Annotated in this window: 10 protein-coding genes; 7 read left to right on the forward strand and 3 right to left on the reverse strand. The window is 71.0% G+C overall.

Features of this window, described 5'->3' with window-relative positions; all coding sequences use genetic code 11:
- Positions 1–221 precede the first annotated feature (221 nt).
- The 5 genes from OG698_RS17230 (at position 222) to glgB (ending at position 9,271) form a co-directional block, all read left to right on the forward strand.
- Positions 222–1,427 carry a S8 family peptidase gene (locus OG698_RS17230; protein ID WP_406103875.1) on the forward strand — a complete coding sequence of 402 codons (1,206 nt, stop codon included), beginning with the start codon at positions 222–224 and terminating at the stop codon, positions 1,425–1,427.
- Positions 1,428–1,621: 194 nt separating this feature from the next.
- Positions 1,622–3,748 (forward strand): alpha-1,4-glucan--maltose-1-phosphate maltosyltransferase, encoded by a 2,127-nt coding sequence (locus OG698_RS17235; RefSeq protein ID WP_406103877.1) that lies wholly within the window; start codon positions 1,622–1,624, stop codon positions 3,746–3,748.
- The gene (gene treS, locus OG698_RS17240; protein ID WP_406103879.1) at positions 3,745–5,442 is read left to right on the forward strand and encodes a maltose alpha-D-glucosyltransferase; all 1,698 of its coding nucleotides are present in this window, start codon (positions 3,745–3,747) and stop codon (positions 5,440–5,442) included. Before OG698_RS17235 ends, treS begins: the two co-directional genes overlap by 4 nt.
- 152 nt (positions 5,443–5,594) lie before the next feature.
- Positions 5,595–7,034, forward strand: a complete 1,440-nt coding sequence (locus tag OG698_RS17245; RefSeq protein ID WP_406103880.1) for a maltokinase N-terminal cap-like domain-containing protein — start codon at positions 5,595–5,597, stop codon at positions 7,032–7,034.
- Positions 7,031–9,271 carry a 1,4-alpha-glucan branching enzyme gene (gene glgB, locus OG698_RS17250; protein ID WP_406103882.1) on the forward strand — a complete coding sequence of 747 codons (2,241 nt, stop codon included), beginning with the start codon at positions 7,031–7,033 and terminating at the stop codon, positions 9,269–9,271. The genes OG698_RS17245 and glgB overlap by 4 nt, the downstream gene beginning before the upstream one ends.
- Positions 9,272–9,310: 39 nt before the next feature.
- On the opposite strand, the gene OG698_RS17255 is transcribed toward glgB, so the two are convergent.
- The 3 genes from OG698_RS17255 to OG698_RS17265 all read right to left on the reverse strand — a co-directional run bounded on the left by OG698_RS17255 (position 9,311) and on the right by OG698_RS17265 (position 12,505).
- Complete coding sequence (locus tag OG698_RS17255) at positions 9,311–11,572, reverse strand: HelD family protein (RefSeq protein WP_406103883.1); 2,262 nt, start codon at positions 11,570–11,572, stop codon at positions 9,311–9,313.
- Between the two features lie 200 nt (positions 11,573–11,772).
- The gene (gene trxA, locus OG698_RS17260; protein WP_383092158.1) at positions 11,773–12,099 is read right to left on the reverse strand and encodes a thioredoxin; all 327 of its coding nucleotides are present in this window, start codon (positions 12,097–12,099) and stop codon (positions 11,773–11,775) included.
- A gap of 1 nt (position 12,100) precedes the next feature.
- Positions 12,101–12,505 carry a MerR family transcriptional regulator gene (locus OG698_RS17265; protein WP_329570189.1) on the reverse strand — a complete coding sequence of 135 codons (405 nt, stop codon included), beginning with the start codon at positions 12,503–12,505 and terminating at the stop codon, positions 12,101–12,103.
- A gap of 130 nt (positions 12,506–12,635) precedes the next feature.
- Between OG698_RS17265 and OG698_RS17270 the strand changes: the two genes are divergently transcribed.
- Entirely contained in the window at positions 12,636–13,130 is a 495-nt protein-coding gene (locus OG698_RS17270; protein WP_406103884.1) for a MarR family winged helix-turn-helix transcriptional regulator, read from the forward strand.
- Positions 13,127–13,585, forward strand: a complete 459-nt coding sequence (locus OG698_RS17275) for a MarR family transcriptional regulator (protein ID WP_406103886.1) — start codon at positions 13,127–13,129, stop codon at positions 13,583–13,585. Before OG698_RS17270 ends, OG698_RS17275 begins: the two co-directional genes overlap by 4 nt.
- Positions 13,586–13,626 lie beyond the last annotated feature (41 nt).

Raw genomic sequence — 13,626 nt, forward strand, 5'->3', positions numbered from 1 at the left:
CGTACCGGCCGGAGGAAGTCCGGTTTTCGCCGCAACCTTCGCCGCATCCGCCACCGGTCCTCCACGGGCGATTTGGCCGATTCCGCCCCCTCATGCGGTCTTGTAGGGCCTGACAGCGCACGAGAGGCTGCCAAGCGGTGTGCGCGGATCCCGGCCGTCAGGACCGGCGGCCGTGCAACTCCGGTCTTCGCGCGCCGAGTCGAGGGAGGGGAACTCACGACATGACACCGACGCGCAAAAGGCGTCTGCGCCGGGTGGGCGCGCTCACGGCCGTGACCACGGCGGCGGCGCTCTCGGCCGTCACGCTGCCCGCGCATGCCGCGCCCCGGCTGGGGCGCATACTCGGCGCCGGTGAGCCCGGCGCCGTCGCAGACAGCTACATCGTGACGCTCAAGGGGGGAACGAAGGCACCGTCCGACACGGGCAAGGGTCTCGCCGAGAAGTACGGGGCGAAAATACGCCACACCTACAGCACGGCGCTGAACGGGTACGCGGTGCGCGCGGGCGAGACGCAGGCCAGAAGGCTCGCGGCCGATCCGTCGGTCGCCGCGGTCGTCCAGGACTCACGGGTCTCGCTCGACCACACCCGGAAGAACCCGCCGTCCTGGGGGCTGGACCGCATCGACCAGGGCGATCTGCCGCTCGACAAGTCCTACACGTGGCCCGAGTCGGCGGGCTCGGGCGTGACGGCCTACGTCATCGACACCGGCATCCGGATCTCGCACCGGGACTTCGGCGGCCGGGCGCGCTACGGCTGGGACTTCGTCGACGGCGACGCCACCGCCCAGGACGGCAACGGCCACGGCACGCATGTGGCCGGAACCCTCGCCGGCACGGGCCACGGCGTCGCGAAGAAGGCCGACGTGGTCGCGGTCCGCGTGCTCGACGACGCGGGCTCCGGGACGACCGCCCAGGTCATCGCGGGCATCGACTGGGTGACGAAGAACGCGCGCAAACCGGCCGTCGCCAATCTGAGCCTCGGCGGCCACGCCAACGCCCAGCTGGACGCGGCGGTGCGGGGCTCCATCGCCTCCGGTGTCACGTACACGGTCGCGGCCGGCAACGACGGCCTCCCGGCGCGCCTGTACTCGCCGGCCCGCGTGAAGGAGGCCATCACGGTCGGCGCGACCGACCGCACGGACCGGCGCGCCGACTTCTCGAACTGGGGCACCCGGCTCGACCTGTTCGCCCCAGGCGTCGACATCACCTCGGCGGGGTACGCGAGCGACACGGGGAAGGCGACCTTCTCCGGTACGTCGATGGCGTCGCCGCACGTGGCGGGCGCCGCCGCGCTGTATCTGGCCGACCACGCCTCGGCCACCCCGGCCGAGGTGAGCCGGGCGCTGACCGGGCGCGCGGCGACGGGCCGGATCACGGACCCGCTGCCCGGCTCGCCGAACAAGCTGCTCCAGGTCAACAACCCCTGAACGAAAGGTGAGTTCATGGTCCGGTCCCGTCGTTCGCGGCGGGGCCGGACTTGTCTGTGTGCTTACGCGCGAGTAGTTAACAAAGCACCGGATTGCCCGCCCTGCGACCGTGGAAGGCTCCCCCGGTACACACTGCGCGACCCTCTTCATCACCCCCGTTTCCGCAAGCCGAACCCCCGCGGTCAGGAGCGGTCATGCCCGCACAGAGTCCCTCGCCGAAGCCGCACACGGACCCGGCGAAGCAGTCGGCCAGAAGCGCGAAATCGCAGAAACCACCGGACCGGCGGCGCCCACCGGCCACCTCCGCCACCACGCTCGGACGGATCCCCGTCCTGGACGTCCAGCCCCTCGTGGACCACGGCCGCAGGCCCGCCAAGGCCGTGGCGGGCGAGTCCTTCCAGGTCAGCGCGACGGTCTTCCGCGAGGGCCACGACGCGGTCGCCGCGAACGTGGTGCTGCGCTCGCCGCGCGGCCGCACGGGCCCGTGGACCCCGATGCGCGAGCTGGCCCCCGGCACCGACCGCTGGGGCGCGCAGGTCACGCCCACTTCGGAGGGCCGCTGGACCTACTTCGTCGAGGCGTGGGGCGACCCGGTCACCACCTGGCGTCGCCACGCGCAGATCAAGGTCCCGGCGGGCATCGACACCGAACTCGTCCTGGAGGAAGGGGCGTTGCTGTACGAGCGCGCCGCCGAGGGCGTGCCGCAGCGCAAGGGGCAGCGCGAGACGGTGCTGCGCGCCGCCGCCGCGCTCCGGGACACCGCACGCCCCGCCGCGGCCCGCCTGGCCGCCGCGCTCACCCCGCAGGTCGACGAGGTCCTGGCCCGCCACCCGCTGCGCGAGCTGGTGACCAGCTCCGACCCGCTGCCGCTCCACGTGGAGCGCGAGCGGGCGCTGTACGGGGCGTGGTACGAGTTCTTCCCGCGCTCGGAGGGCGCGATCGTGCGCGAGGGGGAACCGCCGGTCTCCGGCACGTTCCACACCGCCGCGAAGCGTCTTCCGGCCATCGCGGCGATGGGCTTCGACGTCCTCTATCTGCCACCGATCCACCCCATCGGCACCACGTACCGCAAGGGCCCCGACAACTCGCTCTCCCCGGGGCCGCACGACGTGGGTGTCCCGTGGGCGATCGGCTCTCCGGAGGGCGGTCACGACGCGGTCCACCCGGATCTCGGCACGCTCGACGACTTCGACGCGTTCGTGAGCCGGGCCGCGGACCTGGGCCTGGAGATCGCGCTGGACTTCGCGCTCCAGTGCTCGCCCGACCACCCATGGGTGGACAAGCACCCCGAGTGGTTCCACCACCGGCCGGACGGCACGATCGCGTACGCCGAGAACCCGCCGAAGAAGTACCAGGACATCTACCCGATCGCCTTCGACAAGGACATGCCGGGACTGATCGCGGAGACGACCCGCGTCCTGCGCTTCTGGATGGACCACGGCGTGCGCATCTTCCGCGTCGACAACCCGCACACCAAGCCCGTCGTCTTCTGGGAGCGGGTCATCAAGGGGATCAACCGCACCGACCCCGACGTGATCTTCCTGGCCGAGGCGTTCACGCGCCCCGCGATGATGCGCACCCTCGCGCAGGCCGGCTTCCAGCAGTCGTACACCTACTTCACCTGGCGCAACTCGAAGCAGGAACTGACCGAATACGCCATGGAGTTGGCCAGGGACACGGCCGCGTACATGCGTCCCAACTTCTTCGTGAACACCCCGGACATCCTGCACGCCTACCTCCAGGACGGCGGGCGGCCCGCGTTCGAGGCGCGCGCGGTCCTGGCCGCCACGCTCTCCCCCACCTGGGGCGTCTACAGCGGCTACGAACTGTGCGAAAACGCACCGCTACGCCCCGGTAGCGAGGAGTATCTGCATTCGGAGAAGTACGAACTGCGGCCGCGCGACTGGGAGTCGGCCGAGCACGAGGGGCGTTCGATCGCGCCCCTCATCACCCGGCTCAACGACATCAGGCGCCGCAGCCCCGCCCTGCGCCGGCTGCGTGACGTGCACTTCCACCACACCGACAAGGACACGGTGATCGCGTACTCCAAGTCGGTCGCAGGCGCGCACGGCTCGAACACGGTTCTGGTGGTCGCCAACCTCGACCCTCACCACACCCAGGAGGCGACGGTGTCGTTGGACATGCCGCAACTGGGACTCGGCTGGCACGAGTCCGCACCGATGCGCGACGAGCTCACCGGTGAGACCTACCACTGGGGCAGGGCCAACTATGTGCGCCTCGAGCCGGGCCGTACGCCCGCGCACATCCTCACCGTCCTGCGACCGTCCTCACCGTTGATCGGAGGGTCACCCACACCATGACCGTCAATGAACCCGTCCCGGACACCTTCGAGGACACCCCCACCAAGGACCGGGATCCAGACTGGTTCAAACGTGCCGTCTTCTACGAGGTCCTCGTCCGCTCCTTCCAGGACAGCAACGGCGACGGAGTCGGCGACCTCAAGGGCATCACCGCGAAACTGGACTATCTCCAGTGGCTCGGCGTGGACTGCCTGTGGCTGCCACCGTTCTTCAAGTCCCCATTGAGGGACGGCGGTTACGACGTATCCGACTACACGGCGGTCCTGCCCGAGTTCGGTGACCTGGCCGACTTCGTGGAGTTCGTCGACGCCGCGCACCAGCGCGGGATGCGCGTGATCATCGACTTCGTCATGAACCACACGAGCGATCAGCACGAGTGGTTCCAGGAGTCCCGCAAGGACCCCGACGGGCCGTACGGCGACTACTACGTCTGGGCCGACGACGACAAGCAGTACGAGGACGCACGGATCATCTTCGTCGACACCGAGGCGTCGAACTGGACCTTCGACCCGGTGCGCAAGCAGTACTACTGGCACCGCTTCTTCTCGCACCAGCCGGATCTCAACTACGAGAACCCGCGCGTGCAGGAGGAGATCATCTCGGCCCTGCGTTTCTGGCTGGATCTCGGCATCGACGGCTTCCGGCTCGACGCGGTGCCCTACCTCTACGCGGAGGAGGGGACCAACTGCGAGAACCTGCCGCCCACGCACGAGCTCCTCAAGCGGGTCCGCAAGGAGATCGACGCGCACTACCCGGACACGGTCCTGCTCGCCGAGGCCAACCAGTGGCCCGAGGACGTGGTCGACTACTTCGGCGACTACGCCTCCGGCGGCGACGAGTGCCACATGGCGTTCCACTTCCCCGTCATGCCACGGATCTTCATGGCCGTGCGCAGGGAGTCGCGCTACCCCGTCTCGGAAATTCTCGCCAAAACCCCTGCCATTCCATCGAGTTGCCAGTGGGGCATCTTCCTGCGCAACCACGACGAGCTCACGCTCGAAATGGTCACCGACGAAGAGCGCGACTACATGTACGCGGAGTACGCCAAGGACCCGCGCATGCGGGCCAACATCGGCATCCGCCGCCGCCTCGCGCCCCTCCTCGACAACGACCGCAACCAGATCGAACTCTTCACCGCCCTGCTGCTCTCCCTGCCGGGCTCGCCGATCCTCTACTACGGCGACGAGATCGGCATGGGCGACAACATCTGGCTCGGCGACCGCGACGCGGTGCGCACGCCGATGCAGTGGACCCCCGATCGCAACGCGGGCTTCTCGTCCTGCGACCCGGGCCGCCTCTCGCTCCCCACGATCATGGACCCGGTCTACGGCTACCAGGTCACGAACGTCGAGGCGTCCATGTCGTCCCCGTCCTCGCTGCTGCACTGGACGCGGCGCATGATCGAGATCCGCAAGCAGAACGAGGCGTTCGGCCTCGGCTCGTACACGGAACTCCCGTCGTCCAACCCGGCCGTGATCGCGTTCCTGCGCGAACACAAGGACGACCTCGTCCTGTGCGTGCACAACTTCTCGCGCTTCGCCCAGCCCACCGAACTCGACCTCCAGGCCTTCAGCGGCCGCCACCCGGTCGAGCTCATCGGCGGGGTGCGCTTTCCGGCCATCGGTGAACTGCCCTATCTCCTCACCCTCGCAGGTCACGGGTTCTACTGGTTCCGGCTGCGCAAGGACGCCTGAACGCCGCCCGGGGAGGGCCGGTTTCCGCCGCCCCTCCCTGGGCACCCATCACCACACACCCCGACACGTCCCGCTCGTACTGCCTCTGCCGCATTTCCGGGACGCCGCCCCGCACCCAGTCGCGGCCCGCCCCGGGGAAAGGACGTGACGCCATGCCGGATGCCGTCACCCGAACCGGCCCGACCGCGCGACCCGAACTGCTCGCCTCGCTCGACCCGCTCCTGCGCGCGTGGCTGCCCCGGCAACGCTGGTTCGCGGGCAGAACAGCACCCGCCCTCACCCTGCTCGCCGCGACGGACCTGCTGCCGGTCACGCCACGCCAGCCGGGCCTGATCCACGCCCTTCTGCGCGTCGAGCCCACCCAGGACACGTACCAACTCCTGATGGGCGTAAGGGAGTCACTGCCCCCGTACCTGGCGCCGGCCCTCATCGGCCATGTCACGCAGGGCCCCCTCGCCGGACGCACCGTCTACGAGGCCCTGCGCGACCCCCGCCTGACGGACCTCCTCCTGGAGCGGCTGCGCCACCCGGGCCGCCTGGGCGGACTGCGCTTCGCGCACGACGGCGCCACCCCGATCCCGCCGGACCTCGCCCCACGCCCCCTCGACGCGGAGCAGTCCAACTCGTCGATCATTTACGGAGATACGTTCATTCTCAAGGTGTTCCGCCGTGTGACGCCGGGTCTCAATCCGGATCTGGAACTCCAGCGCGCGCTGGCCGACGAGGGCTGCCGTCGCGCGCTCGCTCCGGTGGCGTGGTTCGAGACGACCGACGACGATCCGCTCTCGCTCGGCCTGCTCCAGCCCTACCTCACGGGCGCGACGGACGGCTGGGACCTCGCGCTCGGCGAGCTGTCCAAGGGGCAGGACTTCCGCCACGAGGCCCGCGAACTGGGCCGCGCGACAGCGGAGATCCACCTCGCCCTGGCGCACGCCCTGCCGACGGTCACCCTGGGCCGCGCCCACACGGTGCAGCTGGCCCGGTCGATGAAGGACCGTCTGGACAAGGCGGTCCAGGCCGTGCCCGCCCTCCATCCCTACGCGCCCGCGCTGCACACCGCCTTCGACGCCCTCGCGGCCGACACGACCCCCCGCACCGCCCAGCGCGTGCACGGGGACCTGCACCTGGGCCAGTGCCTGCGCTCGCCCGCCGGGGCCTGGTCGGTCATCGACTTCGAGGGCGAGCCGTCCCGCCCCCTGCCCGAACGCCGGCTGCCGCACCCGCCCGCCCGTGACGTGGCCGGCATGCTGCGCTCCTTCGACTACGCGGCCCGCACCAGCCGGCCCTGGGCGCCGGACTGGGCGCGCGGGTGCCGGGACGCCTACTGCGCGGGCTACGCGCAGGCCGCAGGCGACGATCCGCGGACGGACCCGGTCCTGCTGCGCGCCTACGAGACGGACAAGGCGGTCTACGAAGCCGTCTACGAGGCCCACCACCGCCCGGACTGGCTGTCGATCCCCCTGTCTGCGATCGACCGCCTCGCCACGGAGGCCTCCGGCATGCCGCGCCCCCGCACCGGACACGCAGACGCGGACGCGGACGCGGCACCGCAGCACCCCATGTCGACCCCGAGCCAGGAGGCCACCCCGTGACGCACGACCCCTCCCGCTCCACACCGTCCACACCCGTCACCGCCGCCCCTTCCCCCACCTCCGCCGCCGACCGCGACCGCCTCCTCGCCGGCACCCACCACGACCCGCACTCCACCCTCGGCGCGCACACCACGCCCTCCGGGACGGCGTTCCGGGCGCTACGCCCCTACGCCCGCGCGGTCACGGTCGTCGCGGACGGCCTCCGGGTCGTGCTGCACGACGACGGCGACGGCTTCTTCTCGGGCCTCGCCGACCTGCCCGCACCCCCGGCCGACTACCGCCTCCTGGTCACCTACGAGGGCGCGGCCGAGCACGAGACCCCGGACCCGTACGGGCTGCTGCCCGCGCTCTCCGAGTTCGACCTGCACCTGATCGGCGAGGGCCGGCACGAGCAGCTGTGGCAGGCGCTCGGCGCGCACCCCATGACGCACCAGGGCATCACCGGCACCCGCTTCACCGTCTGGGCACCCAACGCCCAAGGGGTGCGCGTCGTGGGCGACTTCAACTACTGGAACGGCACGGGCTTCCCGATGCGCTCGCTCGGCTCCACGGGGATCTGGGAGCTCTTCGTCCCGGCCCTCGGCGAGGGTGAGCTGTACAAGTTCGAGATCACCCGCCCGGACGGCTCGAAGACGATGCGCGCGGACCCGCTGGCCCGCCGCACGGAGGTCCCGCCCGCCAACTCCTCGATCATCGACGCGTCGCACCACACCTGGCACGACGACGAGTGGATGACCCGCCGCGGCACTCCGCCCGTGCACGAGGCCCCGTTCTCGGTCTACGAGATCCACCTCGCGTCCTGGCGACCCGGCCTCACGTACCGCCAGCTGGCCGATCAACTCCCGGCGTACGTCGCCGACCTGGGGTTCACGCACGTAGAGCTGATGCCTGTGGCCGAGCACCCCTTCGGCGGGTCGTGGGGCTACCAGGTCACCGGCTTCTACGCCCCGACGGCCCGCATGGGCACGCCCGACGACTTCCGGCATCTGGTCGACGCGCTGCACCAGGCCGGCATCGGCGTCCTCATGGACTGGGTGCCGGCCCACTTCCCGCGTGACGACTGGGCGCTCGCCGAGTTCGACGGCCGCACCCTGTACGAGCACGAGGACCCGCTGCGCGCCGAGCACCCGGACTGGGGCACCCTCGAGTTCGACTACGGCCGCAAGGAGGTCCGCAACTTCCTGGTCGCCAACGCCGTGTACTGGTGCGAGGAGTTCCACATCGACGGCCTGCGCGTCGACGCCGTCGCCTCCATGCTGTACCTCGACTACTCGCGCGAGCACGGCCGGTGGACCCCGAACCAGTACGGCGGACGGGAGAACCTGGACGCGGTCGAGTTCCTCCAGGAGATGAACGCGACGCTGTACCGCAGGGTCCCCGGCGTCGTCACGATCGCCGAGGAGTCGACCGCGTGGGACGGCGTGACCCGGGCGACCCACCACATCGGACCGGGCGGCTTCGGGGGTCTCGGCTTCGGCCTGAAGTGGAACATGGGCTGGATGCACGACTCGCTCGGCTACGTGTCCCACGACCCGGTCCACCGCAGCTACCACCACGACGAGATGACGTTCTCGATGGTGTACGCCTACAGCGAGAACTACGTCCTGCCGATCTCGCACGACGAAGTGGTCCACGGCAAAAAGGCCCTGGTCTCCAAGATGCCCGGCGACTGGTGGCAGCAGCGGGCGACCCACCGCGCCTACCTGGGCTTCATGTGGTCCCACCCGGGCAAGCAACTCCTCTTCATGGGGCAGGAGTTCGCGCAGGGCGCCGAGTGGTCGGAGGCGCACGGCCCGGACTGGTGGCTGCTCGACCCGTCGTACCCGGCGGAGCCCGACCACCGCGGTGTCCGCGACCTCACCCGCGACCTGAACGCCGTCTACCGGAACGAACCGGCGCTCTGGCAGCGCGACATGGACCCGTCGGGCTTCGAGTGGATCGTCGGTGACGCGGCGCAGGACAACGTCTTCGCGTTCCTGCGCCGCGCCGCCGACGGCAGCCCGCTCATGTCGGTGTCCAACTTCTCGCCGCTGGTGCGCCACGCGTACCGGCTCGGCGCCCCCGACGACGTACCGGCCTGGCACGAGGTCCTCAACACCGACGCGGCCCGCTACGGCGGTGGTGACGTCGGCAACCCGGACCCGGTCAAGCCGGACGCCCAGGGTGCCCACGGGCGTCCGGCCAGTGTCCGGCTCACGCTCCCGCCGCTCGCGACGGTGTGGCTCAGGCCCGCGTGATCAGGGCCTGTCCCGTGCGGCGAGCGTGCGTGCCGGGCGTCACGTCGCAGGCGGGGAACTCGGGACATGCCTCAGCACGCCGCGCAGCGACTCGGGCAGCCCCCCGCCGTGCACGACGCCGAGCGTCTGGGTGGCCCGGGTCAGCGCGACGTAGAGATCACTGACGCCGTACTCGCCCGGCTCCACGACCAGCACCCGGTCGAACTCGAGCCCCTTGGCCTGGCGGGGGTCGAGCAGCACCAGGTGTTTGGTGAGGTCGGGCTCGCCGCCCGCCACGACGTCCGGCAGCGCAGCGGCGAGCGCCGCGTGCAGCCGACGGGGGGCGATCACGGCGAGCCGCCCCTCCTCGGGAGTGGCGGCGACGGCCTCCTCGGCCACGGCCTTCACGACGTCGCCGGCCTCGCGCGCCCAGGGGCGCACGCCCGTCGAGCGGACCGAGGACGGCGGCTCGAAGCCGGGGTGCTCGGCGCGCAGCACGGCCGCCGCCACGTCCATGATCTCGGACGGCGTGCGGTAGTTGACGCCGAGCCGGGTGTGCTCCCAGCGGTCCGCGACGTACGGCGCGAGGATCTTCTCCCACGATCCGACGCCGGCCTCCTCGGCGGTCTGCGCGGGGTCGCCGACCAGCGTCATCGACCGCGTCGGCGAGCGGCGCATCAGCAACCGCCACGCCATCGGCGACAGCTCCTGCGCCTCGTCGACGATGATGTGCCCGAACGCCCAGGTCCGGTCGGCCGCCGCGCGCTCGGCGGCGCTGCGGTGGTCCTCCTCCTCGTACCAGTCGGCGACCCGCTCGGCATCGACGATGTCGTGCGCGGCGAGGACCTCGGAGTCCTCCTCGTCCTCGAACTCGTATGTCTCGGAGCCGCGCGAGAGTTCGAGGACGCCCTGCGCGTAGGCGATCCGCTCCTGGCGAGCCGCCTCGGCCAGGGCGCGTTCGGCGCTGTCGTCGACGCCGATCAGCTCGGCGGCCTCGTCGAGAAGCGGAACGTCGGCAGGGGTCCAGTCCGCCGGCCCCGTCACGTCGCGCCGGATCGCCTTCGCGTCCTCGCCGGCCATGTGCACGGGTGCGGCCAGGAAGTCCGCGACCAGGCCCGGCGGGGTGAGTCGCGGCCACAACTCCTCGATGGCGGCGTGCACTTCGGAGCTGGCGGCGACGCCCTTGCCGAGCTGGGCGAGGTCGTCGGGGCCGAGGAAGTTGGGGCCGCCGTACGGGTCGGCGCCGATGCGCTCCGCGAGCTGGGCGGTGAGCGCGTCGATGATCCGGAAGGCGAAGTGGGGGCGGGCGAGGTTGTGCGGCAGGAGCGTGTCGCGGGCGGCCTGCCGGGCTTCGTAGGCGATCTCCCAGTCGAGGACGAGGTCACCGTCGTCGTGCCGGACGATCAACGGGGCGCCGGGCTCGGGGAGCTGCTGCCGGTCGCGGACGGCGAGCGCGAGGGCGTCCACCATGGCCTCGGCGCCCTTGACGGCGGCGGCGTGCGGGGTGTCCTCGGCGGTGGCGTGCACGCCGGGGAACAGCTCACCGAGCGAGGCGAGCAGCACGCCGGTCTCGCCGAGCGCGGGCAGGACCTCGCCGATGTAGGCGAGGAAGGCGGGGTTCGGGCCGACGATGAGCACGGCCCGCTTGGCGAGGAGCTCCCGCTGCTCGTACAGGAGGAACGCCGCGCGGTGCAGCGCCACCGCGGTCTTGCCGGTGCCGGGGCCGCCCTCCACCACGAGCACGCCGCGGTGCGAGTGGCGGATGATCCGGTCCTGCTCGGCCTGGATGGTCTGCACGATGTCGCCCATGCGGCCGGTGCGGGCCGAGTTCAGGGCGGCGAGCAGTACGGCGTCGCCCGTCGGGTCCTCGAACCCGGTGCGCTCCTCGTCACCCAGGTCGAGGATCTCGTCGTGCAGCTCGGTGACGGTGCGGCCCTCGGTGGTGAGGTGGCGCCGCCGCCTGATGTCCATGGGCGTGTGCCCGGTGGCGAGATAGAAGGGGCGGGCGACCGGCGCGCGCCAGTCGATCAGAATCGGGGTGTGCTCGCTGTCGTCCTCGCGAATTCCGATGCGCCCGATGTGATGTGCGGTGCCGCCCGCCTTTTCGGTGAGATCGATCCGGCCGAAGCACAGCGAACCGTCGACCGCGTTCAGCGCGGCGAGCAGGCCGGAACGCTCGACGACGAGGAGATCCCTTTCGAGCCGCGCCTGCTGCCCGGTGCCGACCGGTGTCAGGGCGTCCGAGACCGACTCCGCGGCGTCGCCGCGCAGCACATCGACGCGCGCGTAAAGCCGGTCGATGAATTCCTGCTCTTTCTGCAATTCAGCGATTTCACGCGCTTCACGGGTTGACAAAGCGGCTCCCTGCCAGGTACAATGTGTTTATTCGGCCCCTCGTGAGGGGCCTTTTCTGTGGGCACACAGAAACACCGAATATACCCCCTGGCAGGGTCCAATTGCACCCCGGGGGATTTCACCGCCGCTATTCGGCCCGGTCAACGGCCTCCGTCGGACCGGCGTGATCAGACGACCTCCGCCAGTTCCTCCAGCAGTCGCCGCTTCGGGCGTGCCCCGACCCGCGTCCACACCGGCTCGCCGTCCTTGAAGACCATGAGCGTCGGCATCGACAGCACCCCGTAACGCACCGCGGTCTCCGGGTTGTGATCCACGTCGATCACCACGACGTCGAGCCGCTCCCGCTCCTCGTCCGCGATGGAGCGCAGCACCGGCGCGAGCTGCCGGCACGGCCCGCACCACTCGGCGGTGAACTCCACCAGGACCGGCCGCCCGGCCCCCAGCACCTCTGTGTCGAAGTCCGCGTCCGTGACGTCCCTCAGATCCGTACTCACTTCACCCTCCCAGTTCGCAGCGCGGCGACGGGTCCTCGCCCGCCAGCGCGTCCATGGCCTCCTCGGCGCGCTCCAGCTGCGCGCCGACCTTCTCCCGAACGGCGGTCAACTCGCCGATCAGCGCATCGAGTTCGCCGAGCTTGCGGCGGTACACCGCGAGCGAGGCGGGGCACGAGTCGCCCTCCGGATGCCCGGCCCGCAAGCACTCCACGAACGGGCGGGTCTCCTCCAGCTCGAACCCGAAGTCCTGGAGCGTCCGGATCTGCCGCAGGGCCCGCAGATCCGCCTCGTCGTACGTGCGGTAGCCGTTGCCTCCGCGCCGCGCGGGCAGCAGCCCGCGCGACTCGTAGTACCTCAGCGTCCGCGTGGTCGTCCCCGCCCGCTCAGCCAGCTCTCCGATGCGCATGTCTTCGACCGTAAACGTTGACGCCGACGTAAAGGCCAGCCCTGAGGCACGCGTCAGTCCGCTTTCGGCTGGGTGCGCCGGGCGCAAGAAATAGTAGCCATGGACATAGTAGCCATGTACCGTATCCACCATGAGCAAGGCTTCACCGGGCCCCACGCCCGGTTTCCTGGTATGGCGGCTCGCCAACAAGTGGCGCGTCGTGGTCGATCGTGCGCTGGCTCCGCTGGGTCTCACCCACGCGCAGTACTCACTGGTCGCGTCGCTGCACGGCATGCAGCGCGCCGGTGAGCGGCCCAGTCAGCGCCAACTCGCTGACCACACCGGCCTGGAGGCGCTGTACGTCTCGAAGCTGGCGCGTGCCCTGGAGTCGGCCGGCCTGATCGAGCGCACCCGCGACCCCCGCGACCCCCGCGCCGTACAGCTCGCCCTCACCGAGCAGGGCCAGGCCGTCACACGGCGGGCCATCACGGTGATCCAGGGACTGCTTCAGCAGTTGCTGGAGCCGCTGGGCGGCCTCGACGCCCCTCGGACGCGCGCGTTCACCGACGAGCTGACAACCCTGCTCGACGCACCTTTCGCTCCATCCGTATGGAACGACGAGAGCACTCAGGGGGCAACACCATGACCACCACCGCATCCAGCACCACCGCACCCGTCGCCAATGCCCGCACCCTCGGCCTGGCCCACTACGCCGCCCGCGGCGTCCTGGAGCACGTCCTGGCCCGGCACGGCGCCACGTTCCAGCAGCAGGTCGCCCTGCGCGCCGCCGTCACCGCCGACGCCCCGCAGACGCCGGACGATCTCGCCACCCAGGTCCAGGGCTCCCTCAAGGCCGATCCGGCCGACATCCGCGCCACCCTCGACGAGCTGCTTGCCAGGCAGCTGCTCGTCGCGGACGGCGCGCACCTTCGCCCCACGGACGCGGGGCGCGAGCTGCTCGCCACCATCGGCGCGGAGACCGCCCCCATCACCGCCCGCATCTGGGGCGGGATACCCGCCGATGACCTGGCCGCCGCCGGCCGCGTCCTCGCCCTGGTCACCGAGCTCGCCAACGGGGAGCTTGTCGCGCTGACCGCCTGACCACACCCCGAGTTCCGCCCGCCGCCCATGAGGAACCAGCC

This window comes from Streptomyces sp. NBC_01003, assembly GCF_045162695.1.
GTDB lineage: Bacteria > Actinomycetota > Actinomycetes > Streptomycetales > Streptomycetaceae > Streptomyces.